26 protein-coding genes and 1 riboswitch are annotated in these 25,172 nt (G+C 70.2%); of the genes, 14 read left to right on the top strand and 12 right to left on the bottom strand.

Annotated elements, in window-relative coordinates:
• Positions 1 to 83: 83 nt before the first annotated feature.
• From rlmN to ABZT04_RS15665, 4 genes are all read left to right on the top strand, one after another.
• Positions 84 to 1,190: a 23S rRNA (adenine(2503)-C(2))-methyltransferase RlmN gene (rlmN, locus tag ABZT04_RS15650; RefSeq protein WP_356056756.1), complete on the top strand. Its 1,107-nt coding sequence runs from the start codon at positions 84 to 86 to the stop codon at positions 1,188 to 1,190.
• A 31-nt stretch (positions 1,191 to 1,221) separates the two neighbouring features.
• Positions 1,222 to 1,328: riboswitch (TPP riboswitch) on the top strand.
• Positions 1,325 to 2,401, top strand: a complete 1,077-nt coding sequence (locus ABZT04_RS15655) for a thiamine ABC transporter substrate-binding protein (protein WP_356056757.1) — start codon at positions 1,325 to 1,327, stop codon at positions 2,399 to 2,401. It overlaps the preceding riboswitch by 4 nt.
• 47 nt (positions 2,402 to 2,448) lie before the next feature.
• The gene (locus tag ABZT04_RS15660; RefSeq protein ID WP_356056758.1) at positions 2,449 to 4,050 is read left to right on the top strand and encodes an iron ABC transporter permease; all 1,602 of its coding nucleotides are present in this window, start codon (positions 2,449 to 2,451) and stop codon (positions 4,048 to 4,050) included.
• Complete coding sequence (locus ABZT04_RS15665; RefSeq protein ID WP_356056759.1) at positions 4,051 to 5,097, top strand: ABC transporter ATP-binding protein; 1,047 nt, start codon at positions 4,051 to 4,053, stop codon at positions 5,095 to 5,097.
• Positions 5,098 to 5,152: 55 nt separating this feature from the next.
• On the opposite strand, the gene ABZT04_RS15670 is transcribed toward ABZT04_RS15665, so the two are convergent.
• The 7 genes from ABZT04_RS15670 to ABZT04_RS15700 form a co-directional block, all read right to left on the bottom strand.
• Positions 5,153 to 5,836 (bottom strand): LAETG motif-containing sortase-dependent surface protein, encoded by a 684-nt coding sequence (locus ABZT04_RS15670; protein ID WP_356056761.1) that lies wholly within the window; start codon positions 5,834 to 5,836, stop codon positions 5,153 to 5,155.
• A gap of 160 nt (positions 5,837 to 5,996) precedes the next feature.
• Positions 5,997 to 7,118, bottom strand: coding sequence for an LOG family protein (locus tag ABZT04_RS15675; RefSeq protein ID WP_356056762.1), 1,122 nt, complete (start codon positions 7,116 to 7,118; stop codon positions 5,997 to 5,999).
• Positions 7,119 to 7,143: 25 nt separating this feature from the next.
• Positions 7,144 to 7,551 (bottom strand): VOC family protein, encoded by a 408-nt coding sequence (locus ABZT04_RS15680; protein WP_355919302.1) that lies wholly within the window; start codon positions 7,549 to 7,551, stop codon positions 7,144 to 7,146.
• 62 nt (positions 7,552 to 7,613) lie between these two features.
• Positions 7,614 to 8,951: a hypothetical protein gene (locus ABZT04_RS15685; protein WP_356056764.1), complete on the bottom strand. Its 1,338-nt coding sequence runs from the start codon at positions 8,949 to 8,951 to the stop codon at positions 7,614 to 7,616.
• Complete coding sequence (locus ABZT04_RS15690) at positions 8,933 to 9,673, bottom strand: ATP-binding cassette domain-containing protein (protein WP_356056765.1); 741 nt, start codon at positions 9,671 to 9,673, stop codon at positions 8,933 to 8,935. Before ABZT04_RS15690 ends, ABZT04_RS15685 begins: the two co-directional genes overlap by 19 nt.
• A gap of 214 nt (positions 9,674 to 9,887) precedes the next feature.
• Positions 9,888 to 11,267 (bottom strand): aspartate aminotransferase family protein, encoded by a 1,380-nt coding sequence (locus ABZT04_RS15695; RefSeq protein WP_356056766.1) that lies wholly within the window; start codon positions 11,265 to 11,267, stop codon positions 9,888 to 9,890.
• Positions 11,252 to 11,767 (bottom strand): Lrp/AsnC family transcriptional regulator, encoded by a 516-nt coding sequence (locus ABZT04_RS15700; RefSeq protein ID WP_356056768.1) that lies wholly within the window; start codon positions 11,765 to 11,767, stop codon positions 11,252 to 11,254. The genes ABZT04_RS15695 and ABZT04_RS15700 overlap by 16 nt, the downstream gene beginning before the upstream one ends.
• Before the next feature lie 165 nt (positions 11,768 to 11,932).
• Here ABZT04_RS15700 and ABZT04_RS15705 point away from each other — a divergent pair, with 165 nt between their 5' ends.
• The gene (locus tag ABZT04_RS15705) at positions 11,933 to 13,372 is read left to right on the top strand and encodes a gamma-aminobutyraldehyde dehydrogenase (protein ID WP_356056769.1); all 1,440 of its coding nucleotides are present in this window, start codon (positions 11,933 to 11,935) and stop codon (positions 13,370 to 13,372) included.
• A gap of 316 nt (positions 13,373 to 13,688) precedes the next feature.
• Complete coding sequence (locus ABZT04_RS15710) at positions 13,689 to 14,888, top strand: extracellular solute-binding protein (protein ID WP_356056770.1); 1,200 nt, start codon at positions 13,689 to 13,691, stop codon at positions 14,886 to 14,888.
• 53 nt (positions 14,889 to 14,941) lie between these two features.
• Here the strand turns inward: ABZT04_RS15710 and ABZT04_RS15715 are convergent, their stop codons facing one another.
• Complete coding sequence (locus tag ABZT04_RS15715; RefSeq protein ID WP_356056771.1) at positions 14,942 to 15,391, bottom strand: MarR family transcriptional regulator; 450 nt, start codon at positions 15,389 to 15,391, stop codon at positions 14,942 to 14,944.
• A gap of 105 nt (positions 15,392 to 15,496) precedes the next feature.
• Between ABZT04_RS15715 and ABZT04_RS15720 the strand changes: the two genes are divergently transcribed.
• The 7 genes from ABZT04_RS15720 to ABZT04_RS15750 all read left to right on the top strand — a co-directional run bounded on the left by ABZT04_RS15720 (position 15,497) and on the right by ABZT04_RS15750 (position 20,836).
• Positions 15,497 to 16,546, top strand: coding sequence for an ABC transporter permease (locus tag ABZT04_RS15720; RefSeq protein WP_356056772.1), 1,050 nt, complete (start codon positions 15,497 to 15,499; stop codon positions 16,544 to 16,546).
• Positions 16,547 to 16,631: 85 nt separating this feature from the next.
• Positions 16,632 to 18,053 carry a dihydrolipoyl dehydrogenase gene (lpdA, locus tag ABZT04_RS15725; RefSeq protein ID WP_356056773.1) on the top strand — a complete coding sequence of 474 codons (1,422 nt, stop codon included), beginning with the start codon at positions 16,632 to 16,634 and terminating at the stop codon, positions 18,051 to 18,053.
• Between the two features lie 156 nt (positions 18,054 to 18,209).
• Entirely contained in the window at positions 18,210 to 18,581 is a 372-nt protein-coding gene (locus ABZT04_RS15730) for a sortase-dependent protein (protein ID WP_356056774.1), read from the top strand.
• Entirely contained in the window at positions 18,578 to 19,198 is a 621-nt protein-coding gene (locus ABZT04_RS15735) for a class F sortase (RefSeq protein ID WP_356056775.1), read from the top strand. The genes ABZT04_RS15730 and ABZT04_RS15735 overlap by 4 nt, the downstream gene beginning before the upstream one ends.
• A gap of 101 nt (positions 19,199 to 19,299) precedes the next feature.
• Positions 19,300 to 19,791, top strand: coding sequence for an RNA polymerase sigma factor (locus ABZT04_RS15740; RefSeq protein ID WP_033282606.1), 492 nt, complete (start codon positions 19,300 to 19,302; stop codon positions 19,789 to 19,791).
• A complete protein-coding gene (locus ABZT04_RS15745; RefSeq protein ID WP_356056776.1) occupies positions 19,775 to 20,269 on the top strand; it encodes a hypothetical protein in 495 nt (164 codons plus the stop codon). The genes ABZT04_RS15740 and ABZT04_RS15745 overlap by 17 nt, the downstream gene beginning before the upstream one ends.
• A gap of 42 nt (positions 20,270 to 20,311) precedes the next feature.
• Positions 20,312 to 20,836, top strand: coding sequence for a hypothetical protein (locus ABZT04_RS15750; RefSeq protein WP_356056777.1), 525 nt, complete (start codon positions 20,312 to 20,314; stop codon positions 20,834 to 20,836).
• Here ABZT04_RS15750 and ABZT04_RS15755 read toward each other — a convergent pair.
• Together ABZT04_RS15755 and ABZT04_RS15760 are read right to left on the bottom strand one after the other, a co-directional pair.
• Complete coding sequence (locus ABZT04_RS15755; protein WP_356056845.1) at positions 20,829 to 21,983, bottom strand: serine hydrolase domain-containing protein; 1,155 nt, start codon at positions 21,981 to 21,983, stop codon at positions 20,829 to 20,831. The genes ABZT04_RS15750 and ABZT04_RS15755 overlap by 8 nt on opposite strands.
• 172 nt (positions 21,984 to 22,155) lie before the next feature.
• Complete coding sequence (locus tag ABZT04_RS15760) at positions 22,156 to 22,515, bottom strand: helix-turn-helix domain-containing protein (RefSeq protein WP_356056778.1); 360 nt, start codon at positions 22,513 to 22,515, stop codon at positions 22,156 to 22,158.
• Positions 22,516 to 22,554: 39 nt separating this feature from the next.
• Here ABZT04_RS15760 and ABZT04_RS15765 point away from each other — a divergent pair, with 39 nt between their 5' ends.
• The gene (locus ABZT04_RS15765) at positions 22,555 to 23,220 is read left to right on the top strand and encodes an NAD(P)-binding domain-containing protein (RefSeq protein WP_356056779.1); all 666 of its coding nucleotides are present in this window, start codon (positions 22,555 to 22,557) and stop codon (positions 23,218 to 23,220) included.
• On the opposite strand, the gene ABZT04_RS15770 is transcribed toward ABZT04_RS15765, so the two are convergent.
• A complete protein-coding gene (locus ABZT04_RS15770) occupies positions 23,204 to 23,890 on the bottom strand; it encodes a glycerophosphodiester phosphodiesterase (RefSeq protein ID WP_356056780.1) in 687 nt (228 codons plus the stop codon). The two genes, ABZT04_RS15765 and ABZT04_RS15770, sit on opposite strands and share 17 nt — an antisense overlap.
• A 35-nt stretch (positions 23,891 to 23,925) precedes the next feature.
• Entirely contained in the window at positions 23,926 to 24,993 is a 1,068-nt protein-coding gene (locus ABZT04_RS15775) for an adenosine deaminase (protein WP_356056781.1), read from the bottom strand.
• Positions 24,994 to 25,172: the final 179 nt, after the last annotated feature.

Consider the following 25,172-nt stretch of genomic DNA (forward strand, 5'->3'; position numbering starts at 1 on the left):
ACGACAGATGCCCACAGCCAACGACCACCGTGCGCCTCTTCGGCCGCAGGTCACACGATTCGATCTGCGACACTGGTACAGCCATGCCTAAGCCCGGAGAACTCACATTCGTCGCCCCCCGCGGAGCCAAGAAGCCCCCGCGGCACCTTGCCGATCTCACGCCTGCCGAGCGCAAGGAAGTCGTCGCCGCGATCGGGGAGAAGCCGTTTCGCGCCAAGCAGCTCTCGCAGCACTACTTCGCGCGGTTCGCGCACGACCCGGAGCAGTGGACCGACATCCCCGCCGGTTCGCGCGCCAAGCTCCAGGAGGCGCTGCTTCCGGAGCTGATGAGCGTCGTACGGCATCTGTCGACCGACCAGGACACCACCCGCAAGACGCTGTGGCGGCTGTTCGACGGGACGCTCGTCGAGTCGGTGCTGATGCGGTACCCGGACCGGGTGACCATGTGCATCAGCTCGCAGGCGGGGTGCGGGATGAACTGCCCGTTCTGCGCGACGGGTCAGGCCGGCCTCGACCGGAACCTCTCCACCGGTGAGATCGTGCACCAGATTGTGGACGGCATGCGGGCGCTGCGCGACGGCGAGATCCCCGGCGGTCCCGCGCGGCTGTCCAACATCGTCTTCATGGGCATGGGCGAGCCCCTCGCCAACTACAAGCGGGTCGTCCAGTCCATCCGTGCCCTCACCGACCCCGAGCCGGACGGCCTCGGGCTCTCGCAGCGCGGGATCACCGTCTCGACCGTCGGACTGGTCCCGGCGATCCACCGCTTCAGCGACGAGGGCTTCAAGTGCCGCCTCGCGATCTCGCTGCACGCGCCCGACGACGAGCTGCGCGACACCCTGGTCCCCGTGAACACGCGGTGGAAGGTGCGCGAGGTCCTCGACGCCGGCTGGGAGTACGCGGCGAAGTCCGGACGCCGGCTGTCCATCGAGTACGCGCTGATCCGCGACATCAACGACCAGGCCTGGCGCGGTGACCGGCTCGGCCGACTCCTCAAGGGCAAGCCGGTGCACGTCAACCTGATCCCGCTGAACCCGACGCCGGGCTCCAAGTGGACGGCCTCCCGCCCCGAGGACGAGAAGGCGTTCGTCGAGGCCATCGCCGCCCACGGCGTGCCGGTCACCGTCCGGGACACCCGCGGCCAGGAGATCGACGGAGCCTGCGGTCAGCTCGCCGCCACCGAGAGGTAACCTTCACCTGCACCACCTGTACGTACACCTTCATATCCGACAGGGGAGCGCGCAGCGCTGAGAGTGCGGCAATCGGGCCGCAGACCCTCTGAACCTCGCCCAGGTCATTCTGGGTAGGAAGTTCGGTCATCACCGTGAACACCAAGAAGTACTGTGCTGTCCTCGTCGGCCTCGGCCTGGTCACGCTGTCCGCGTGCGGCTCGGGGTCGGACGGGAGCAGTGGCTCCGACTCCAAGACCGTCACCCTCGTCAGCCACGACTCGTGGGCCGTCTCGAAGAGCGTCCTCAAGGACTTCGAGAAGCAGTCCGGCTACACGGTCAAGGTCCTCAAGGACGGCGACGCGGGCCAGGCCGTCAACAAGGCGATCCTGACCAAGGACAACCCCCAGGGCGACGTCTTCTTCGGCGTCGACAACACCCTGCTCTCCCGCGCCCTCGACAACGGCCTCTTCCAGTCCTACGACGCGAAGGGCGCGGATCTCGTCAAGTCCGCGTACCGCGTCGACCAGAGCAAGCACCGGGTCACGCCCATCGACACCGGCGACATCTGCGTCAACTACGACAAGGCGTACTTCAGCAAGCACAAGCTGACCCCGCCGGCCTCCTTCGCCGACCTGGTCAAGCCGGAGTACAAGAACCTCCTCGTCACGGAGAACGCGGCCACCTCCTCACCCGGCCTCGGCTTCCTGCTGGGCAGCGCCGCGCAGTACGGCGACGACGGCTGGCAGGCGTACTGGAAGAAGCTCAAGGCCAACGGCGTGAAGGTCGTCGACGGCTGGGAGCAGGCCTACGACCAGGAGTTCTCCGGTTCGGCCGGTGGCAAGAAGGCGGGCGGCGACCGGCCCCTCGTCGTCTCGTACGCCTCCTCGCCGCCCGCCGAGGTCATCTACGGCGACCCGAAGCCGACCACCGCGCCCACCGGGGTGTCGTACGGCACCTGCTTCCGGCAGACCGAGTACGCGGGACTGCTCAGCAACGCGAAGAACACCAAGGGCGGCAAGGCCTTCATCGACTTCCTGCTCACCAAGGAGTTCCAGGAGGACATGCCGCTCAACATGTTCGTCTACCCGGTGATCGAAGGCGCCACGGTGCCGCAGGAGTTCGTGAAGTACGGCCGCCAGGCCCCGGACCCCGAGACGATGGCGCCCGCGAAGATCGCCGCCGACCGGGACCAGTGGGTCAAGTCGTGGACCTCGCTCGTACTGAAGTAGCCCAGCGGCGGAAGACCCGCACAGGGAACGCGACGCGGCTCGGACTCATGGCCGTGCCCGTCGCGTTCTTCGCGGTGTTCTTCGCCTACCCCGTCGCCTCGATCGTCGCGCGCGGCCTCAAGGTGGACGGCGCCTGGCAGTTGGGCCGCATCGGGGACGTGCTCGCGCAGTCGGACATCCGGCACGTGCTGTGGTTCACCACCTGGCAGGCGCTCGCCTCCACCGCGCTCACGCTGCTGATCGCGCTCCCCGGAGCGTATGTCTTCGCGCGCTTCGACTTCCCGGGCCGGCATGTGCTGCGGGCCGTCGTGACGGTCCCCTTCGTGCTCCCTACGGTCGTCGTCGGTACGGCGTTCCTCGCCCTCGTCGGCCGGGGCGGACTCCTCGACGACCTGTGGGGCGTACGCCTCGACACCACCGTGTGGGCCATCCTGCTCGCGCACGTCTTCTTCAACTACGCGGTCGTCGTACGGACGGTGGGCGGCCTCTGGGCCCAGCTCGACCCGCGTCAGGAGGAGGCCGCGCGGATGCTCGGCGCCTCCCGGCTCCGGGCCTGGCGGCAGGTGACGCTGCCCGCGCTCGCGCCCGCCGTGGCCGCCGCCGCGCTGATGGTCTTCCTCTTCACCTTCACCTCCTTCGGTGTGGTCCAGATTCTCGGCGGCCCGACCTTCTCGACCCTCGAAGTGGAGATCTACCGCCAGACCTCGGAGGTCTTCGACCTCTCCACGGCGGCCGTGCTGACGATCGTCCAGTTCGTCGCGGTGGGCGCGATCCTCGCCGTCCACGCCTGGACGGTACGGCGACGGGAGACGGCCCTACGGCTGGTTGACCCGTCGGTGACCGCACGGCGCCCGCGCGGAGCCGGCCAGTGGGCGCTGCTCGCCGGGGTCCTCGTCTCCGTCCTCGTGCTGCTCGTGCTTCCGCTCGCCGTGCTGGTGCAACGGTCCCTGGACACACCGGACTTCGGTTACTACCGGGCGCTGACCCACGACGACGGCGGCACCTTCCTGGTCGCGCCGATCGCCGCGATCGGCAACTCGCTGGAGTACGCCGTCGCCGCCACCGCCATCGCCGTGGTGATCGGCTCTCTCGCCGCCGCGGCGCTGACCCGGCGCGATGCCGGGCGGCTGGTGCGGGGCTTCGACGCGCTGCTGATGCTGCCGCTCGGGGTGTCGGCGGTGACGGTCGGCTTCGGGTTCCTGATCTCGCTCGACAAACCCCCGGTGGATCTGCGGAGTTCATGGATCCTGGTGCCGCTCGCGCAGGCGCTGGTCGGCGTCCCCTTCGTCGTACGGACCATGCTGCCCGTGCTGCGGGCGGTGGACGGGCGGCTGCGGGAGGCGGCGGCCGTGCTCGGGGCGTCGCCGTGGCGGGTGTGGCGCGAGGTCGATCTGCCGCTGGTGCGGCGGGCGTTGCTGATCGCGGCCGGGTTCGCGTTCGCGGTGTCGCTCGGCGAGTTCGGGGCGACCGTGTTCATCGCCCGGCCCGACAACCCGACCCTGCCGGTCGCGGTGGCCCGGCTGCTGTCGCGGCCCGGTGATCTCAACTACGGCCAGGCGATGGCCCTTTCGACGATTCTGATGCTGGTGTGCGCGGTGGCCCTGCTGGTCCTTGAGCGGCTGCGCACCGACCGGACGGGGGAGTTCTAGATGCCACCGAGCATGACGACGGAGCTGCTGCTGAGCCTTGAGGGCGCGACCGTACGGTTCGGTGGCCGGCCTGTGCTGGACGCCGTCGATCTCGGGGTCGCCGAGCACGAGATCGTGTGCGTCCTCGGACCCAGCGGCAGCGGCAAGTCGACGCTGCTGCGGGCGGTGGCCGGACTGCAACCCCTGGACTCCGGGCGGGTGTTGCTCGACGGACGCGACCAGGCCGGGGTGCCCGCGCACAAGCGGGGGGTGGGCCTGATGTTCCAGGACCATCAGCTCTTCCCGCAGCGGGACGTGGCCGGCAACGTCTCCTTCGGGCTGCGTATGCACGGGGCGTCGAAGGCACAACAGGACGCTCAGGTGGGCGAGTTGCTCGACCTGGTCGGACTACCGGGGGCCGCCCGCCGGGCCGTCGCGGGGCTGTCCGGCGGTGAGCAGCAGCGGGTGGCGCTCGCCCGGGCGCTGGCACCCCGGCCGCGGCTCCTCATGCTCGACGAACCGCTCGGCCAGCTCGACCGCTCACTGCGGGAGCGGCTGGTCGTCGAACTCCGTGAGCTGTTCGGGGTGTTGGGCACGACCGTGCTCGCGGTCACGCACGACCAGGGCGAGGCGTTCGCGCTGGCCGACCGGGTCGTGGTGATGCGGGACGGGCGGATCGCCCAGTCCGGTACGCCACTTGCGGTCTGGCAGCACCCGGCCGACGAGTTCGTGGCCCGCTTCCTCGGCTTCGACAACGTGGTCCCGGCGACCGTGGCCGGAGAGGCCGCCGACACCCCCTGGGGCAAGGTGCCGGTCCCCGAGGACGCCCCCCAGGGCCCGCACACGCTCCTCGTACGCCCCGCCGGGGTCCGCCTGGTCCCCGCCGACGAGGGCCTGCGCTGTACGGTCGCCGCCCGCACCTTCCGGGGCACCCATGTCGCCGTACAACTCCAGCCGGAGGACGCGCCGCGCCTGGAGGCCGCCTGCGCGCTGCGGGAGGCGCCGGAGGTCGGGAGCACGGTCGGGGTGGAGTTCGACGCGGCCGAGATCGTCGTACTCGGCGGCTAGAAGACATGCGTGTGGCCCGCCCCCACGAACCGGGCGGGCCACAACAACAGGTGGATCAGCGGCCGTTGGTCGCACCACGGCGACGCATGCCGAAGTAGACGGCTCCGCCGCCCACGACGACGAACGCGCCCGCGATACCGGCGATCATGCCGGTGTTGGAGTTGGCACCGGTCTCGGCGAGGTTCGAGTCACCGGCCGCGGGAGACGGCGCGTTGTCCGTCGTCGTCGCGGGGGCGGTGCTGCTGCTCTCCGTGGCCGACGGGGTCGGGGTGTCGGACTCGGCCGGAGTGGAGGGGGTCTGCGACGGCGTCGGAGAGGCCTCCGTCGGGGTGGGGCTGGGCGACTCCGTCTGGCAGGCCTTGGACGGGGTGGTCAGGTTCGGCGAGATGTTCTTGTTGAGGCCGTTGGTGGCCGTGACGTGCACGCGGTACGTGGCGTTCGGCTGCCAGTCCTCGGCGAAGGAGATGGTGACGCCCTCTTTGGAGCCCTTGACCGTCTGGGCCTCGCCGATCTGCTTGGCGTCGGCGCCGTTGTTCTCCAGGAACACCGTGACGGTCGCCTCGGTGGCGGAGGCGTCCTTGTCGGTCACTGTGATGACACCGTTGGTGCCGTCACAGGTGGCCTCGGCGGAGAATTCACCGATGCTGCAGGCGAGCGCGTTGCCCGCGAATCCCAGCGCGAGAGCGGCCGAGGCGGACGCGACACCGAGGATGCGTACGGAACGTCGAGATATGGACACGTTTGCCCTTCACGGGATGTGCAACTGCGGGGGGTTTAGGGGGAGATGAGGCAGCGTTGAGGTGAGGCACCATCACCCCCAGGAGTCTCACTGGTGTATAAGCCTCGCGTAAGCAGTGTCAATGCAAATGTGGTGTACAGCAGTTGCCTTTACCGGCACTTTAATCAGCGAGACGTTTCAGCGCCTCGGGAGCCTCCTCGATCCGGTCAACGAGGGCGATACGGCTCTCCATCGACCGTTCCCGGGCAAGTGCACGCAGCAGTGGCCACGTTGGCAGCCGTTCCGTCCAGTGCTCCCGGTCCACCAGAACCATCGGCGTGGGCTCGCCGCGCGACTCGTAGTAGTTCGGCGTCGCGTTGTCGAAGATCTCCTGTACGGTCCCGGCCGCGCCCGGCAGAAACACCACACCCGCGTTCGAGCGGGCCAACAGGCCGTCCTCGCGGGTGGCGTTGGCGAAGTACTTGGCGATGTGCGAGGCGAAGGCGTTCGGCGGCTCATGGCCGTAGAACCAGGTGGGGATGCCGATCGAGTGGTTGCCCTTGGGCCAGCGGGTGCGGACCTCGAAGGAGCGCTGGGCCCAGTCGGTGATCGAGGGGCTGAACGACGGCGAGGCGGCGAGGAGTTCGCACGCCTTCTCCAGCATGGCGTCCTCGTACGGCGCCGCGTACGCGCCCAGGTTCGCGGCCTCCATCGCGCCGGGGCCGCCGCCGGTCGCCACGGTGAATCCGGCGCGGCTCAACTCGCGGCCCAGGCGCGCGGCACCGGCGTAGGCCTCCGTCCCGCGTGCCATCGCGTGGCCGCCCATCACGCCCACCACCCGTGCCCCGCGCAGGAGTTCGTCGAGTGCGTCGGAGATGGAGTCGTCGTGGATCGCGCGCAGCATCGAGGCGTATATGTCGCCGTCCGCCTTGGTCCGCTGGAACCAGGCGTAGGCGAGCGCGTCCGGGGTCTGCTCGTAGCCCTTGTCGAGCGAGGCGAACAGCTCGGTGGGCGTGTAGAGATGGCCGCGATAGGGGTCGAACGGCAGGTGCGGGACGGGCGGGAAGACCAGGGCGCCGTCGGCACGGATCTTCGCGGCCGCCTCGTCGCGCATCGGGCACCCGAGGAAGACGGCGCCCGCGGTGTCCGTGGTGAGCAACTCCCGCGTACGGTCCGTCAGATCGACGGCCTGGACGCGGTGTCCGGCGAGGGTGCCGCGAGCCGAGACGGTCGCGTCGAAGTCCTCGACCGTCTCGATCTCGCGTTCGTCGTGGGGGGCCGCATGGGCCGGGCTCGTCTGCACGCGCCCATGCTAGGCACCGGCTGCCTCAGCCCTGGACCGCCGCCGGGTCCATCCACACGACCTCCCAGGAGTGGCCGTCGAGGTCCTCGAAGGAACGGCCGTACATGAAGCCCTGGTCCTGGACGTCGTCGTTGGCGGTGCCGCCCGCGGCGACCGCCTTGTTCACCAGCTCGTCGACCTTCTCGCGGCTCTCGGCGCTCAGACAGACCAGCACCTCGCTGGTCTTCGTCGAGTCCGCGATCTCCTTCTTCGTGAAGTCGGAGTAGCGCTGCTTGCTGAGGAACATCGCGATGATGGTGTCGCTGATCACGACACAGGCGCAGTCGTCCGTGCTGAATTGCGGGTTGATCGTGTAGCCCAGCTCCGTGAAGAACTTCTTCGACGCGTCGACGTCGTTGGTGGCCAGGTTCACGAAGATCATCTGCTGGTACATGTGAGGTCTCTCCCATCGGGGTGCGTGCTGTTCGGTGGGTAGACCGATGGTCCGCGCGAAACTCATCGGCCGGCCAGCGGCAGTGCCGCCAGCTCGGCCACGAACAGGGTCAGCGGGAGGAACAGCGCGAGCAGCGCGCCCGCGCGCAGGGCCGCCGCGCTGCGCAGCATGGTGGCGGGGGCACCGAGGCGGAGCAGCGCGGCCGTGGTGTCGGCGCGGGCGTGCTTGGCCTCCACGGCCGCGGTGAGCAGGGTCGCCACCGTGCAGCCGGTGACCAGGAGTCCGCCGAGGGTGGTCAGCGGGCCGAAGGAGGGGGCGTTCGGGTCGTAGAGCGCCGTCATCGCGAACGCGCCGGACGCCACCGCGCAGACCACGCCCAGCGGACGTCCGATGCGGGACGCCTCCTCCATCAGCACCCGCCCGGCGAGCAGCCGCAGCGCGCCCGGGCCGGCGGACTGGAGCAGCCGGCCGCACAGGTGGGTGAGCCCGGGTCCTGCCAGCGCCAGCCCGATCGCGGTCAGCACCCAGCCGGCCAGGACACTCGCGGGTCCATGGGCGAGTCCGCCGGGCAGGGACAGCCCACCGCCGTCCCGCTCCCGGTTCGCGTACGCCTCCACGGCGAGCCCCGCCGCCAGCACCGCGACACCCCAGGGGAGCCCGCGAGGGGCCTCACGGGGGGCCGGAGGGCGCGAGGGGTCCGGGTCCGGGGCGGTGGTGGGCTCGGGCTGCTCGGCGGGCTCGGCGTCCTCCGTCGCGTCACGGCGGGCATCGCCGCGCAGGCGCGCGCCGAAGCGGCCGTACGCCCCGAAGGTCTCGCGCGCGCCCGGGCGGCCCTGCACGCCGAAGCGGCCGTACGACCTCGCCGGGCCCTTCTCGGAGGCGGGCCGGATGTCCCGGGGTCGTAGGACGAGGGCCACCGCGATGGACGCGGTCAGCGGTACGAGGGACAGCAGGGTCAGCGCGGCCGGTAGGGGCAGCGGCTGGTCCGAGGCCAGGAACTCCGCCGCCGCTCCGTCGAAGGGCATGCCGGTGAGGTCGCCGCGCAGGTGGAGGAAGAAGAGCAGCGCCAGCATGGAGCCGAGGGCGCAGGCCAGCGCGGTCGTCGTCGCCGAGATGGCCATCAGGCGGCCCGGGCCGAGGCCGATCGCGGAGAGGCCTGGGCGGGGTTTCGTCGCCGGGTCGGTGCGGGCGACGGCGACCGCGAAGTAGACGGTGGCGGCCAGCGGGGTCGCGCACCAGGCCAGTCGGAGGGCCGCGGCGGCGGGGGAGTCGGGGTGGCCCATCGCGTAGCCGAGGGTGCACAGCAGCAGGAAGCCCGTGCCCGCCGAGGCCACCGCGACCAGCAGGCGGCGGAGTTGGACGGCGGGGTGCGAGCCGCGGGTCAGACGGAGAGCGAGCACGCGGCCCGGCCTTCCGCCTCGGTGACCGGGGGAAGGTGAACCGTGTTCACCCGGCGTCCGTCCAGGAGCGACACCGTGCGGTCCGCCAGGGCCGCGGTCTCCGCCTCGTGGGTCGCGAGCAGGACCGTGATGCCGTGCGAGCGGGCGGCGGTCGTGAGCGTGCGCAGGACGTGGGCGCGGTCCGCGCGGTGCAGCGGGGCCGTCGGCTCGTCGGCGAACAGGACCGTCGGCGCCGGGGCCAGCGCACGGGCGATCGAGACCCGCTGGCGCTCCGCCTGGCGCAGTTCGTGCGGGCGTTTGCGCGCGTGCTCGCCGATGTCGAGGCGCTCCAGCCACTCCAGGGCGGCGGTCTTGGCGCGACGGCGGCTGGTGCCGCGCAGCATCAGGGGGAGGGCCGCGTTCTCCCAGGCGTTCAGCTCCGGGACGAGCACCGGCGCCGGGTCGATCCAGCCGAAGCGGTCGCGGCGCAGCCGTTCCCGGGTGAGCGGGCCCATGGTGTGCACGGGCACGCTGTTGAACCAGACCTCGCCGCGACCCGGGCGCTCCAGACCGGAGAGGCATCTCAGCAGGGTCGTCTTGCCGCTGCCGCGCGGGCCGCTGACGGCGAGGATCTCGCCCTCCCGGACACCGAGCGAGACGCCGCCGAGGGCGGGCGTTCCGTCGTGGTGCTGGAAGTGCAGGGCACGTGCCCAGAGCACGTCGTTGTCCGGCGGGGCCACCATGCGCGTACACCTCGTTCAGATCCGTTTTCCCGTGCCGCATCCCCCAAGCGGGGGAACGAAGACAGGGCCGATCGGTCACTGGCACGCTAAGGAGCGGTCGGCGGGAGCCCGGACAGCACACGGCCCCGGGCCGCCGTTTCTCACTCGAACGGCGGCGCCGGGGCCGGTGTTGATCATCCAGAAGGAAGATCGGAGCTTCGGGACTCCGGAAGGGTCAGAGCTTGGTCCAGGCCTCCGTCAGCACCTGGCGGACGATCGACTCGATCTCGTCGAAGGTCGACTGGTCGGAGATCAGCGGCGGCGAGAGCTGGATGACCGGGTCGCCGCGGTCGTCGGCACGGCAGTAGAGGCCGTACTCGAAGAGCTTCTTGGAGACGAAGCCGTAGAGCACGCGCTCCGACTCCTCGTCCGTGAAGGTCTCCTTGGTGGCCTTGTCCTTGACCAGCTCGATGCCGTAGAAGAAGCCGTTGCCGCGGACGTCGCCGACGATCGGGAGGTCGTGCAGCTTCTGCAGGGTCTGCAGGAAGTTGGCCTCGTTGTCGAGGACGTGCTGGTTGAGGCCCTCGCGCTCGAAGATGTCGAGGTTGGCGAGGCCGACCGCCGCGGAGACCGGGTGGCCGCCGAAGGTGTAACCGTGCAGGAAGGTGTTGTCGCCCTTGTAGAACGGCTCGGCCAGGCGGTCGGAGATGATGCAGGCGCCGATCGGGGAGTAGCCCGAGGTCATGCCCTTGGCGCAGGTGATCATGTCCGGTACGTAGTCGAACTTGTCGCAGGCGAACATCGTGCCCAGGCGGCCGAAGGCGCAGATGACCTCGTCCGACACGAGCAGCACGTCGTACTGGTCGCAGATCTCGCGCACCCGCTGGAAGTAGCCGGGCGGCGGCGGGAAGCAGCCGCCGGCGTTCTGCACCGGCTCCAGGAACACGGCCGCGACCGTCTCCGGGCCCTCGAAGAGGATCTGCTGCTCGATCTGGTCGGCGGCCCAGCGGCCGAAGGCCTCCGGGTCGTCGCCGAAGAGCGGGGCGCGGTAGATGTTGGTGTTGGGGACCTTGTGCGCGCCCGGGACGAGCGGCTCGAACGGGGCCTTCAGGGCGGGGAGTCCGGTGATCGACAGGGCGCCCTGCGGGGTGCCGTGGTAAGCGACCGCGCGGGAGATGACCTTGTACTTGGTGGGCTTGCCCTGGAGCTTGAAGTACTGCTTGGCGAGCTTCCAGGCGGTCTCGACCGCCTCGCCGCCGCCGGTGGTGAAGAAGACCTTGTTCAGGTCGCCGGGCGCGTGGTGGGCGAGACGCTCCGCCAGCTCGACGGCCTTCGGGTGGGCGTACGACCAGATGGGGAAGAAGGCCAGTTCCTGCGCCTGCTTGGCCGCCGTCTCTGCCAGCTCGGCGCGGCCGTGACCGGCCTGGACCACGAACAGACCTGCGAGACCGTCGAGGTAGCGCTTGCCCTTGTCGTCGTAGATGTAGGTGCCCTCACCACGGACGATCGTGGGAACGGGCGCGTTCTCGTACGAGGACATGCGGGTGAAGTGCATCCACAGGTGGTCGTACGCGGTGCGGCTGAGGTCCTTGCTCACGGTTATCGGGTTCCCCACATGTAGGTCTGCTTCTTGAGCTTCAGATAGACGAAGCTCTCGGTGGAGCGCACGCCGGGCAGGGCCCGGATGCGTTTGTTGATGACGTCCAGCAGGTGGTCGTCGTCCTCGCAGACGATCTCGGCGAGGAGGTCGTACGAGCCCGCGGTCATCACCACGTACTCCACTTCCGGCATGGCCGTCAGCGCGTCCGCCACGTTCTCGACATCGCCCTCGACGGTGACACCGACCATCGCCTGCCTGCGGAAACCCACGGTGAGCGGGTCCGTGACGGCGACGATCTGCATGACGCCCTGGTCGAGCAGCTTCTGGACGCGCTGACGCACGGCCGCCTCGGAGAGGCCGACGGCCTTGCCGATGGCGGCGTACGGCCGGCGGCCGTCCTCCTGGAGCTGTTCGATGATGGCGAGGGAGACGGAATCCAGATGAGGAGTCCCGCTCCTGGACTCGCGGGAGTCCCTGTGTTCTGCGCTGCGACTGGCCACGGCTTCACTGTGCACGACGTCTCGACCGTTCCGCAAGGCCGCTTCGATGAAATTCGTTGTTTACGTGGCCAAGACTTGCGGATTTCGCAGCGCCGGTGCGACCGGGGGTGTTGAAAACGTGGGATCACGGATTACTGTGGGTGTCTCAGTCAATGGACACCCGAACTTGGAGGGCCGGCAGTGAGCACCGAGCTGCGTCGTCTGCGCAATTACATCGACGGTGAGTTCCGGGACGCCGCCGACGGACGGACCACCGAGGTGGTCAACCCGGCGACGGGGGAGGCGTACGCGACCGCGCCGCTGTCGGGGGCGGCGGACGTGGACGCCGCGATGACGGCGGCCGCGGCGGCCTTCCCGGCCTGGCGGGACGAGACCCCGGCCAAGCGGCAGAAGTACCTCCTGGACATCGCCGCCGCGTTCGAGGAGCGCGCCGAGGAACTGATCGCGGCCGAGGTGGAGAACACCGGCAAGCCGATCGGGCTCACCCGCTCCGAGGAAATCCCGCCGATGGTCGACCAGATCCGCTTCTTCGCGGGCGCGGCCCGGATGCTGGAGGGCCGCTCGGCCGGCGAGTACATGGAGGGCCTGACCTCCATCGTCCGGCGCGAGCCGATCGGCGTCTGCGCGCAGGTCGCGCCGTGGAACTACCCGATGATGATGGCCGTCTGGAAGTTCGCCCCCGCGCTCGCGGCCGGCAACACGGTCGTCCTCAAGCCCTCGGACACCACCCCCGCCTCCACCGTCCTGATCGCCGAGATCATCGGTTCGATCGTGCCCAAGGGCGTCTTCAACGTGGTGTGCGGCGACCGCGACACCGGCCGCGCGATGGTCGAGCACCACATCCCGGCGATGGCCTCCATCACCGGCTCGGTGCGGGCCGGCATGTCGGTCGCCGAGTCCGCGTCCAAGGACCTCAAGCGGGTCCACCTGGAGCTGGGCGGCAAGGCCCCGGTCGTGGTCTTCGAGGACACCGACATCGCCAAGGCCGTCGAGGACATCTCGGTCGCGGGCTTCTTCAACGCCGGGCAGGACTGTACGGCGGCGACGCGGGTCCTGGTCCAGGAGTCGATCCACGACGAGTTCGTGGCCGCGCTGGCGAAGGCGGCTGCCGAGACGAAGACCGGGCAGCCGGACGACGAGGACGTGCTGTACGGGCCGCTGAACAACCCCAACCAGCTCAAGCAGGTGACCGGCTTCATCGAGCGGCTGCCCGCGCACGCGAAGGTGGAGTCCGGCGGCCACCGGGTCGGCGAGAAGGGCTACTTCTACGCCCCGACGGTCGTCTCCGGCCTCAAGCAGGACGACGAGATCATCCAGAACGAGGTGTTCGGGCCGGTCATCACCGTCCAGTCGTTCACGGACGAGACCCAGGCCATCGAGTGGGCCAACGGCGTCGACTACGCCCTCGCCTCCTCGGTGTGGACGAAGGACCACGCCCGCGCGATGCGGCTGTCCAAGTCCCTCGACTTCGGCTGCGTCTGGATCAACACCCACATCCCGCTGGTCGCGGAGATGCCCCACGGCGGCTTCAAGAAGTCCGGCTACGGCAAGGACCTTTCGGGCTACGGCTTCGAGGACTACACGCGGATCAAGCATGTGATGACTTCGCTCGACGCGTAGGCCTCCGGCGGTTGAGCGGGTTTGGTGCGGCCCCGGGTGGGGTGAACTTCCTTTCGGGGCCGCGGTGTTGCCTGGACTGGGTGGTTGGGCGTGTTGTTGAAGAGTCGGGGGAGGGTGAGGTTGGTGGACCTGTCCCGGTACGCCCAGGGCCTGTTGTGCGGCCCTCCCCGGCAGGCGCCTCGCCCCGCCTCGCGCACGTTCGTGTGAACGGGCGGTTACTTCACAGGCAACCGATCGACAAGGTGTCGGGTCCATGGGAGCGCGCTCGACGCAGCGTCCATTGATCGGACCGGGGTGGGCACGCCATGCTGCGCGGGTGCCCCAGACTCCGAAGGCTCCGAAGTCGTACTCCCCCTCCCGACGCTCCCTGCTGCGCGCGCTCGGCGGCACCGCCGCGCTCGGTGCCCTGGCCGGGTGCGGTGTGCCCGCCGCGTATGTGAAGGCCGGGGACCGGGCCGGTGCCGATCTGTCCGCCACGGACAAGCGGCTGACCTGGGCGAACTGGCCGCTGTACATCGACACCGATGACAACGACGAGACGAAGCGGCCCACGCTGGACGCCTTCGAGAAGCGCACCGGGATCTCCGTCGACTACATCGAGGAGATCAACGACAACGACGAGTTCTTCGGCAAGATCAGCCCGGCCCTCATGAACCACCAGCAGACCGGCCGCGACCTGATCGTCATGAGCGACTGGATGTGCGCGCGGTTCGTCCGCCTCGGCTGGGTCCAGCGGATGGACCGGGCGGCGCAGCCCAACGTGGCGAAGTACCTCGACCCGCAGCTCGGTTCGCCCGCCTTCGACCCGGGCCGCCGGTACACGGTGCCGTGGCAGTCGGGCATCACCGGCATCGCGTACAACCACCGCAAGCTCGGCCGTGAGATCCGTTCGGTCTCCGACCTGTGGGCGAGCGACCTGAAGGGCCGGGTCACCCTGCTCTCCGGCCTGGACGAGGCCTTCGCGCTGCTGATGCAGGGCAACGGCGTCGACATCACCCAGTGGACCGCGGACGACTTCCACAAGGTGTGCGACCAGGTGCGGACGCAGATCAGCAGAAAGCAGATACGCCGCTTCACCGGCAACGACTACACCAAGGACCTCGTCAGCGGCGACGTCCTGGCCTGCCAGGCCTACTCCGGCGACGTCATCCAGCTCCAGGCCGACAACCCGGACATCCGCTTCGTCGTCCCCGAGCAGGGCGCCGAACTCTGGGCGGACTCCCTGATGATCCCCGACCTGGCCCGCCACAAGACCAACGCCGAAAAGCTGATCGACTACTACTACGACCCCGAGGTCGCCGCCGAACTGGCCGCCTGGGTCAACTACGTCTGCCCCGTCCCCGCGGCCCAGGACGTCCTCGCCGCCTCCAAGGACAAGGACACCGCGGCCCTCGCCGAGAACCCCCTGATCTTCCCGGACACGACCATGCGCAAGCACCTCGCCATCGCGCGGGACATCACGTCGACGGAACGGGTGGAGTTCTCGAAGGAGTGGAACGCGATCGTGGGGTTGTAGGAGGCTGACGGTCCTCGTTCACGGGCCCCGGTCTCACCCCCGCTCCCGCCCCCTTACTCCTCCCCACCCTCAACCGCCGAAGGATTCAGCGAAGCCAGCAGCTTCAGCAGCAGTGCGTGGGTCTGCTCCTGCTCCGCCGGTGTCAGCGCCTGGAGGGCCTCGGCGTGGGCGGCGTCCACCGTGTCCGAGGCCTGGGCCGCGAGGCGGATGCCGGCCTCTGTGGCGTGCAGGCGTTGGGTGCGGCGGTCGCCGGGGGTGGTGCGGCGCTCCAGCATTCCCCGCTCGACCAGGCCGTTGACCGCGGTTCCCATGGACTGCGGGGTGATCGCCGCCCTGCGGGCCGCGGTCGCGCTGGAGACCCCCGGATCGAGGACGGCCTGCATCAGGGCCCGGTGCTGGGCGAGGGTCAGGCGGAGCGGGCGCAGGGCGCGCTCCATCCGGGCCGCCATGATCTGGCCGATCTGCCAGGCCACGTAGCCGGTACGGCGGTCGGGATGGTTCACGGGGAGGACCTCTTCTGCGGAGCGCTCACTCGGAGCACCTTTGTAAGGCAGCTGATTGTGATGTACAAATATTATCAGTTGCCTTCTAATCTAGGACCGCATCCGATGTCCCAGCAAGTTGCCACCCGACAGCCGCACAAGCACGCCTTGGACGTGGCCCATCCACCGCCCGGCCCCGGAAACCTCCGTGCCGTCCTGCTCCCCGTGGCCGTCGTCCTGCTGATCGGCTCCGTGTTCGTCAGCGTCTACCTCGCCGCCTTCCACGCCCCGAGCCCCCATCAACTCCGCGTCGGCACAACGGAGATAGGCACGGCACAGGCCCACCTGAGCCAGGATCTGGAGCGCATCGCCCCGGGCGGCTTCACCGTGGAGACCTACCCCGACGAGTCCGCCGCCCGGGACGCCGTACAGGACCGGGACGTCTACGCGGCCTACCTCGGCGACGGAAAGCTGCTCTACGGCAGCGCCAACGGAGCCTCCGTCACCGCGACCGTGACCACCGCCTTCGGCACCGTGGCGCACGCGGAGAACCATGAACTCGCCGTCGAGGACGTGGCCCCGGCGGCAGCGGGCGACACCCGGGGCCTGTCCGTGTTCTACGCCGCCTTCGGACTGGTCCTCGCCGGCTACCTCTTCGGTATGACCACCTACCAGCTCGCGCCCCGGCTCCAGTACCGCTGGCGGATGGCCAGCCTGGCCCTGTTCGGGATCGTGGGCGGACTCCTCATCGCCACCATCGCGGGCAGCACGGGCTTCGGCGCGCTGCCCGGCTCCTTCCTGCCCCTCGTGGCCGTGATCTCGCTCATGGGCGCCGCCGTCGCCGCCACGACCATGGTGCTGCTGCGGATCTTCGGCTCGGCCGGTGTCACCCTCGCCTCGATCCTCATGCTGATCCTCGGCAACAGCAGCAGCGGCGGCATCATGCCCGCGGCCTATCTGCCCGGCTGGCTGCGCCCGCTCTCCGAGATCCTGCCGGTCGGCGTCGGTGTCCGCGCGATGCAGGGCCTGTCCCGCTTCCAGAACGACGGCCTCGTCCGCGCCCTGGTGATCCTCCCGGTGTGGTTCCTCGGCGCCGTCCTCGTGCTGTACCTCAAGGACGTGTACCGGCGCGGCACTCCGAAGGCCGCCCCGCGGCCCGAGCCCGCGACGGTCTGACCTCGCCGGCGCGACTGCCATCCTGGACACGTAGAGATCTCCGGAAGTCGCTCGCCGTGGACTTCCCCCGGGAAAGGATCTGTCGATGGACCAGCAGGACGCGCAGGACGAGCGGTTCGATGTCGTCGTACTCGGCGCGGGCCCCGGTGGCTACGTCGCCGCCGTCCGCGCCGCCCAACTCGGCAAGCGGGTCGCGGTGGTCGAGGAGAAGTACTGGGGCGGTGTCTGTCTGAACGTGGGCTGCATCCCGACCAAGGCACTTCTGCGCAACGCCGAGTTGGCGCACATCTTCACCCGGGAGGCGAAGACCTTCGGCATCAAGGTCGAGGGGGAGGTCTCCTTCGACTACGGCGAGGCGTTCCGCCGTAGCCGCCGGGTCGCGGACGGCCGGGTCAAGGGCGTCCACTATCTGATGAAGAAGAACAAGATCACGGAGATCGACGGCCGCGGCACCTTCCTCGACCCGCACACGCTCCAAGTGGCGGGCTACGACGGCGAGTCGCGCACCATCGGCTTCGAGCAGTGCGTCATCGCCACCGGAGCCACTCCCAGGCTGCTGCCCGGCACCAAGCGCAGCGCGCGGGTCGTGACGTACGAGGAGCAGATCCTCGCCGACGACCTCCCGCGCTCCATCGTCATCGCGGGCGCCGGTGCCATCGGCATCGAGTTCGCGTACGTGCTGCACAACTACGGTGTGAAGGTCACGGTCGTGGAGTTCCTGGACCGCGTCGCGCCCCTGGAGGATGCCGAGGTCTCCGCCGAACTCGCCAAGCAGTACCGCAAGTTGGGCATCGACGTCCTCACCTCCACCCGTGTCGAGTCGATCGACGAGTCCGGCCCGCAGGTCCGCGTCACGGTCACCGGCAAGGACGGCACTCAGCAAGTCCTGGAAGCCGACAAGGTGTTGCAGGCCATCGGCTTCGCGCCGAACGTCACCGGCTTCGGCCTGGAGAACACGGGCGTACGGCTGACCGAGCGCGGCGCGATCGACGTCGACGGCCGGTGCCGCACCTCCGTCCCGCATCTGTACGCCATCGGCGACGTCACCGCGAAGCTGATGCTCGCGCACGCCGCCGAAGCGATGGGCGTGATCGCCGCCGAGACCCTCGCGGACGCGGAGACCATGGAGCTGGACTACGCGATGATCCCGCGCGCCACTTACTGCCAGCCGCAGATCGCCAGCTTCGGCTACACCGAGGCGCAGGCACGGGAGTTGGGCCACGACATCAAGGTCGCGAAGTTCCCGTTCACCGCGAACGGCAAGTCGCACGGCCTCGGTGACACCACCGGCTTCGTGAAGCTGATCAGCGACACGAAGTACGGCGAACTCCTCGGCGGCCACCTCATCGGCCCCGACGTCACCGAACTCCTCCCCGAACTCACCCTCGCCCAGCAGTGGGACCTCACCGTCCACGAGGTCGCCCGCAATGTGCACGCCCACCCGACCCTGGGCGAGGCGGTGAAGGAAGCGGTGCACGGCCTGGCCGGCCACATGATCAACATGTGAGGCCTCGGCGGGTATGCCGACCGTCCGGCGACTTTGCCCGCTCTTTACAACCCGCCCTCCCGCTGCCTCGTCTCTCCGCTCGATCAGTGACCCGCCCCGCTGCCGGACCGTCCGACGACGGACCCCGGTGGGGCGGCCGACGAGAGAGAGCGATTCATGCGCCGAACTGTCCTCAGCGCCCTGGCACTCGCGGCCGGCGCCGTGCTGGCGAGCACCGTGCCCGCGTTCGCGGCGGGGGCGTCCGCGTCCCCCACCACCGCCGCGTCCACGGCGCCCACCGCCGAACCCAGCGCCGCCCCCACCCGCGACGCGAGCACCGCGCCCACCGCCGAACCCAGCGCCGCACCGACCCGGGACAGCGGCCAGGTCTCCGTCGTCCCCAGCGGCGCCCCGGACACCGGTGTCGCCCCGGCGTCGAAGTCGTCCAGCGACCTGACGACCGGGCTGGCCGGCGGGGGAGCCGCCGCGGTGGTGATCGGCGGCGGTGCCTTCGTCGTCGTACGCCGTCGGAGGGCGACCGGGGCATGACCTCGCTCTCCCGGCGCGCCTTCGTCACCGCGGCGACGGCGACCCTGCTCGCCGGCTGCGGTGGCGGCCACGGGACCACCACGACCGCGAACTCCCCTGTCGAACAAGGGAGTTCGACACCCTCCACGGGAGCTGGCGCCAAGGCGGCGCACACCCTCGCGCGGTCCGTCCCGGTCACCCTGCGTATCCCGGCCATCGGGGTCGACACCCCGGTCATGGGACTGGGGCTGGCCTCGGACGGCACCGTGCAGGTGCCGCCGATCGCGGCGCACGACCGGGCGGGCTGGTACCGGAACTCGCCGACGCCCGGCCAGAGGGGGCCGTCGGTGATCCTCGGGCATGTGACCGTCGGCGCGTACGGGGACGGGGTCTTCCGTCACCTCGCGCGGCTGCGCACGGGGGACCGGATCGAGGCGGGCCTGGAGAACGGCACGACGGCCACGTTCACCGTCACCCGGGTGCGCACGGTCGCCAAGGCCGACTTCCCGTCGGACCAGGTGTACGGCGATGTGAACCGGCCCGAACTGCGGCTGATCACCTGCGGCGGGACCCGTACCGGTACGGGCTACCTCGACAACGTGATCGTCTTCGCCGCCCTGACCCCCGCGAGTCCCTGAGCGCCATCTGAGTACCTAATGTGTCCGGGCCGGTGGAACGTACGCCGTCGGCCCGGACTCTTCCCCCACGAGCGCACAGCACGTCACGACCATGGAGAGCGTTGAAACGGTCCCGCGAGAGGGCAGCGTCCGAGCTGTTCGCCGCCGTCTACCCGCGCCTCGCCGGCTGGTGCCGCCGGCTCGTCGACGACGACGAGACGGCCCACGAGATCGCCTCCGAGGCGTTCACCAGGCTCTGGGCCCGCTGGACGAAGGTGGCGGAACCGCGCGGCTTCCTCTACGTCACCGCGGCCAATCTCGTCCGGGACCACTGGCGCAAACTGGAGCGCGAGCGCCGGGCCGTGCGCCGGGTCACCACCGAGGAGGCGATCCGGCCCCCGACCGAGCAGACCGATCCGTCCGTACGGCTGCTGGTGCAGTCGCTGCCCGAACGGCTGCGTGTGCCGATCCTCCTGCACTACTACGCTGACATGCCGATCCGGGAGGTGTCCGTGCTGACCGGGCGCAAGGAAGGAACCATCAAGGCCGACCTCCACGCGGCCCGCGAACTGCTCCGCGCCCACCTGAGGAGAAGCCTTGACCACACACTTTGACGAGGAGGACGAGGGATTGGACGCCGACCGCCCCCTCGACGACCCCCTCACGGTCATCCTGCGGCCCTCCTCCTCCACGTACCTCGGCCCGCCCCCCGGCCGCTACGAGTCGATCCGCCGCGGCGCGGGCCGCCGCCGACTTCTCCGCGCGGCGGTCGGCGCCGGCGCGACCTGCGCGGTGATCGTCCTCGCCACCCTGCCGTTCCGCCTGGCCGGCCACGACTCACCCACCACCCCCACGGTCCCGCTGGCCCCGCCCGCCGCCAGCAGCGGCCCTACGGCTTCGCCCACCCCGTCCGCGTCGACGGCCCCCACGCCCAGCGTGCGACCCGGGTCCCCCGAAGCCTCCCGGGACCCGAGCCGCGCGAGCACCCCCACCACGGAACCGTCCATGGCCCCCACGACATCGGTAACACCCCTACCGGCGTCCCGAACCGCCGCACCTACGGCTACGGCCGGGCAGACCCGCACGCCGTAACAGAGTTTTGAACGTGTTCAAATAGCGGCGTAAGCTGCCGCCATGAACGACAGAGCCGCCCTCCTGAAGGGCATCCGCGCCTGGCTGGTCCTGTTCGTCGTCTGCCTGGTGCTCAGCGGCGCCACGGCCTTTCCGCTGGTCCATGAACTCCGCTGGACCGAGGAGGCGTTGAGATCCCTGTCCGTACCGCACTACCTGCCCGCCCTGACGGACTGGATCGCGCGCATGCGACAGGGGCTCGACACCGCCGACACCGACTACCCCTTCCTCCTCTACGGCACGGACTGGCTGGCCTTCGCGCACCTGGTCATCGCCGTCGCCTTCTACGGCCCCTACCGCGACCCGGTCCGCAACATCTGGGTCGTCGAGTTCGGGATGATCGCCTGCGCCGGGATCATCCCGCTCGCCCTGATCTGCGGACCGGTCCGCGGGATCCCCTTCTGGTGGACGGTGATCGACATGTCCTTCGGGGCCGTCGGAGTCGTCCCGCTGTACGTCGTACGGAAGAAGATCAAGCGCCTGGAAGCGGCGCTCGCGCCAACTCCCGCTCCTGCCCTGGCTACTTGAGCGCGGCCAGCACGATCCGCTGCGCGACCGGGTTCATCGACTCGCCCTTCGCGTCCGTCGCGCCGACCGAGTAGACGAGGGTGCGGGAGAGGTCGCGGGTGGCGACGACGGCCGCGCTGTAGCCGTACCGGGCACCGGACTTGAGCCAGTACACCTGGCCGTCGTACTCGAACCGCTGGAGCCCGGCGCTGTACGTGGCGCCCTCGATGCCCGCCGGGACCGTGAACATCTCCTTCAACTGCGGGCCCGGCACGATCCGGCCCCGGAACAGCGCCGTGATCAGCCGCTCCAGATCGGCGGTCGTCGAGATCATGTCGCCGGCCGCCCGTCGGTCCGACTGGTTCCAGTCGGTGACGTCCACGAACTCCGTTGTCCCGTCGGCCTGTTGGACCGCCTGGTAGCCGTGGTTGTGCGGACCCCGGATGCGTGGGTCGGCGCCGGGGAAGTAGGTGTCCCGCATGCCCGCCGGGCGCAGTACCAGTCGGGTCGCCGCCGAGGCGTACGAGTGTCCCGTCACCTTCTCGATCAGCAGGCCGAGGATCGTGTAGTTGATGTTGAGATAGTCCTGCCGCTCGCCCGGCCGGAACTCCGGCCCCTTCGCCACCGCCGACGCCACCACTTCCTTCGGCGTGAGCGTGTCGAAGCGGTGCGCGTACTGGTCCGCGAAGGCGTCCCCGAAGCCGTCGCCGGCCTGGATACCGCTCGTGTGGTTCAGCAACTGCCGTACGGAGACGGGCTCGAAGGCCTTGCTGAGCAGCCCCGGCAGATAGTGCTGGACCGGTGTGTCCAGGTCGACCTTCCGCTGCGCCGCGAGCCGCAGCACGGTCGTCGCGGTCACGATCTTCGTCGTCGAACCGGCCCGGAACCGGGCGTCGGGGTCGGCGGCGGCACCGCTGGCCAGATCGTGCACTCCCGCACTGCCGCGCCAGATGCCGTCGGTGCCTCCCACCCGTACCAGAGCCGCCGTGGCATCGGCGTCCGGCAGCCCGGCGAGCGCGGCGCGCAGCGCGACGGCGTCCGGCCCGGACGCCTGCCGCGCGACGGCCGCCGGGGACGCGGCGAACGCGGGCGCGGCCAGCGGCCCGGCCGCGAGCGCGAGGACGAGGGAGGTGGTGAGGACGGCGGTGGTGCGGTGGCGGGGGCGCATCGGCTTCTCCTGGGATCTCCGGTGGCTGTCGGTGATCAGCCTCATCGCCCACGGCCGTCCTCGGATCGTCGGCGAGGAGGGTGCCCGACCCTGGTGCTGCCCCGATCAACTCCCTTACAGGACAAGGGTTTTACGGGGGATACCCCCTACGGGACCCGCAGGGCCCAAGGCCTCAGGGCTCCCGGCTGTAGGCATCCTGCGCGGCCATGACCTCGTCACCGTGCTCGAAGGCCCAGGCCCCGAACGCGTCGATCGGGTCGAGCAACGTCCGCCCCAGCGCGGTGAGCCCGTACTCCACCCGGGGCGGCGAACCACCGTAGGACCGCCGCTCCACGAGCCCGTTGAACTCCAGCCGGCGCAAGGTCTCGGTCAGCACCTTCTGACTGATCCCGCCGATCTGCCCGCGCAGCGCGCCCGGCCGGCGCGGGCCGTGCCGCAGGGCCCACAGCACCACACAGTTCCAGGTGTTGCCCAGCAGGTCGAAGGCGAGCCGGGCCCGGCAGTCGGCGAGGAACATCCGCTCGGAGGTCACGCACCACATGGTGCCCGAGCCGCTTCCTACTGTCGTGGCATGCGAATTGGAATTCTCGGCACGGGCGGAATGGCGGACGCGCTCGGCGCGCAGTGGATCCGGGCAGGGCACGAAGTGCTCTTCGGCGGACGGGACTTGGGGCGGGCGGAGGCGCTCGCGCGACGGTGGGGCGGGGGCTTCGGCACGCTTCGTGAGGCGGCCGGGTCCGGTACCGACGCCGTGCTGGTGGCCCTGCCCTGGATGGCGGCCGTCGAAGTGGCCCGGCAACTCCCGCTGTACGGAAGGGTGTTGATCGACTGCACGAACCCGGTGGGTGACGGCTTCCGCCTGCTCACCTTGGGCGGCCCCACAGCCGCCGAACGACTGGCCGCCGCCGGCCCCGGCGCCCACGTCGTCAAGGCGTTCAACCTCTGCCACGAGGACGTCTGGCGCCTGACACCCCCGGTGTTCGACGGCCGCCCCCTGGGCGTTCCGCTGAGCGGTGACGACGCGGAAGCCCTCGCGGTCGTAGGGCAGTTGGTGCGGGATCTGGGCTGTGAGCCGTTCGCGGCGGGGGAGTTGGAGCAGGGCGCGGGGCTGCTGGAGGCGACCGCCGCGCTGCTGATCCGGCTGTGGGTGGGGGAGGGGGTGGATGCTCAATCCATCGCCCCGCCGAGGGAGTTGGCGGGGCCGCGGGCGCCGGGTGCCCTCAGCCGTCCTTCCTGAGCCCGCACAGCACGTCGACCCGGTTGGTGGTGATCGAGTCGACGCCCATGTCGAGGAGGCGGCGCATCGAGCGGCGGGTGTCCGGGGTCCAGACCGAGACGAGATGTCCGTCCCGGTGGATGCGGGCGGTGAGGTCCCGGTCCATCAGTGTGAAGCGGTAGTTGAGCCAGCGGGGCCGTACCGCGTCGAGCAGCGCGGGCCGCGGCGGTGCGAGCGAGGTCCAGGTCATGGCGATCTCGGCGGCGGGGTCGGCGGCGCGCACCGCGAGCATCACATCGGCGCCCGCGCAGTAGTACACCCGGTCCTCAGCCCCGTACTCGCGGATCACGTCCACGATCCGGCGCACCTCCCGTGGATCGGCGGCACCGGGCAGGTCGACCATGGCCCGGCTGCCCTCGGTCGCGGCCAGCGCCTCCACCAGGGTCGGCACCCCGCCGTCGGTGAGCCCGCGCACCTCGTCCGCCGACAGCGACTTCAGCGGCCGCTCCAGCTCCCACAGCCGCTTGAGCGTCTCGTCGTGCAGCAGCACGGGCACACCGTCACGGGTCACCCGTACGTCGAACTCGACCGCGTCCGCGCCCTGTTCGAGCGCGGAACGCAGCGAATCGATGGTGTTCTCACGGAAGCGGTAGGGGTCGCCGCGATGTCCCACGGCGGTCACGTTCTGCATGAGGCCATTGTGCTGGGGAGCAGGGGGCTGCGGTATCAGGGGGCGAGCCACGCCGAGGTGTACGTGTCGATCTCGGCGTTGATCCGGGCCTTGCCCGCCGGGTCGAGGAAGGAGGCCGTCACGGCGTTCTTGGCCAGCTCGGCGACACCGCGTTCGTCGAGGTCGAGGAGGCGGGCGGCGACCGCGTACTCGTTGTTGAGGTCGGTGCCGAACATCGGCGGGTCGTCGGAGTTGATCGTCACCAGGATCCCGGCCCGGGTGAACTCCTTGATCGGGTGCTCGTCGAGCGTGCGGACCGCGCGGGTGGCGATGTTGGAGGTCGGGCAGACCTCCAGTGCGATGCCGTGCTCGGCGAGATGCGTGAGCAGCTCGGGGTCCCGCGCGGAACTGGTGCCGTGTCCGATGCGCTCGGCACGCAGGTCGTTCAGCGCGTCCCACACCGTCTCGGGCCCGGTGGTCTCCCCGGCGTGCGGCACGGAGTGCAGGCCGGCCGCGATGGCCCGGTCGAAGTACGGCTTGAACTGCGGCCGGGGCACCCCGATCTCCGGCCCGCCGAGCCCGAACGACACCAGCCCCTCGGGCCGCACCGCGTCCTCGGTGGCGAGCCGCGCGGTCTCCTCGGCGGCATCGAGCCCGGCCTCGCCGGGAATGTCGAAGCACCACCGCAGCACGGTCCCGAACTCCGCCTCGGCCGCCTTGCGGGCGTCCTCGATCGCGTCCATGAAGGCCCGCTCGTCGATCCCGCGCCGGGTCGACGAGAACGGCGTGATGGTCAACTCGGCGTACCGCACCTGCTGCCGGGCCAGGTCCCGGGCCACCTCGTACGTCAGCAGCCGTACGTCCTCCGGTGTGCGGATGAGATCCACGACGGACAGATATACGTCGATGAAGTGCGCGAAGTCCGTGAAGCTGAAGTAGTCGACCAGGGCCTCGGGGTCGGTGGGCACCTTGGAGTCGAAGTGGCGGGCCGCCAGCTCCGACACGATCCGCGGGGAGGCGGAGCCGACATGGTGGACATGCAGCTCGGCCTTGGGCAGCCCGGCGATGAAGGCATGCAGATCGCGGGCCTGGCCGGCGACGGGTACGGCGCTGAGGTCGGACAAGGTTCCTCCCCGGAACGGCGTCCCGGGCAGTGCGGTGCGGGACGCGGGTGATCGGCTGATCGATGACTCGGGATCATCGTAGGCCGGGCGGTCGGAGCGGCGCCGACCGCATCCGGGGCGGGAACAGGGGGGCGGCGTCGGCTGAGGAACGCTCTAGCATGGTCGGGCCGAAGAACGAC

Source organism: Streptomyces sp. NPDC005492 (assembly GCF_040605995.1).
GTDB lineage: Bacteria > Actinomycetota > Actinomycetes > Streptomycetales > Streptomycetaceae > Streptomyces.

What these genes read in the sequence shown, in the direction of transcription:
- ABZT04_RS15665 (WP_356056759.1), top strand. Translation starts at nt 4,051, where the DNA reads ATGCCACCGAGCATGACGACGGAGCTGCTGCTGAGCCTTGAGGGCGCG.
- ABZT04_RS15765 (WP_356056779.1), top strand. Translation starts at nt 22,555, where the DNA reads ATGCGAATTGGAATTCTCGGCACGGGCGGAATGGCGGACGCGCTCGGC.
- ABZT04_RS15770 (WP_356056780.1), bottom strand. Translation starts at nt 23,890, where the DNA reads ATGCAGAACGTGACCGCCGTGGGACATCGCGGCGACCCCTACCGCTTC.
- ABZT04_RS15720 (WP_356056772.1), top strand. Translation starts at nt 15,497, where the DNA reads ATGTCCCAGCAAGTTGCCACCCGACAGCCGCACAAGCACGCCTTGGAC.
- ABZT04_RS15755 (WP_356056845.1), bottom strand. Translation starts at nt 21,983, where the DNA reads ATGCGCCCCCGCCACCGCACCACCGCCGTCCTCACCACCTCCCTCGTC.
- lpdA (WP_356056773.1), top strand. Translation starts at nt 16,632, where the DNA reads ATGGACCAGCAGGACGCGCAGGACGAGCGGTTCGATGTCGTCGTACTC.
- ABZT04_RS15660 (WP_356056758.1), top strand. Translation starts at nt 2,449, where the DNA reads ATGGCCGTGCCCGTCGCGTTCTTCGCGGTGTTCTTCGCCTACCCCGTC.
- ABZT04_RS15690 (WP_356056765.1), bottom strand. Translation starts at nt 9,673, where the DNA reads ATGGTGGCCCCGCCGGACAACGACGTGCTCTGGGCACGTGCCCTGCAC.
- ABZT04_RS15750 (WP_356056777.1), top strand. Translation starts at nt 20,312, where the DNA reads ATGAACGACAGAGCCGCCCTCCTGAAGGGCATCCGCGCCTGGCTGGTC.
- ABZT04_RS15730 (WP_356056774.1), top strand. Translation starts at nt 18,210, where the DNA reads ATGCGCCGAACTGTCCTCAGCGCCCTGGCACTCGCGGCCGGCGCCGTG.
- ABZT04_RS15735 (WP_356056775.1), top strand. Translation starts at nt 18,578, where the DNA reads ATGACCTCGCTCTCCCGGCGCGCCTTCGTCACCGCGGCGACGGCGACC.
- rlmN (WP_356056756.1), top strand. Translation starts at nt 84, where the DNA reads ATGCCTAAGCCCGGAGAACTCACATTCGTCGCCCCCCGCGGAGCCAAG.
- ABZT04_RS15680 (WP_355919302.1), bottom strand. Translation starts at nt 7,551, where the DNA reads ATGTACCAGCAGATGATCTTCGTGAACCTGGCCACCAACGACGTCGAC.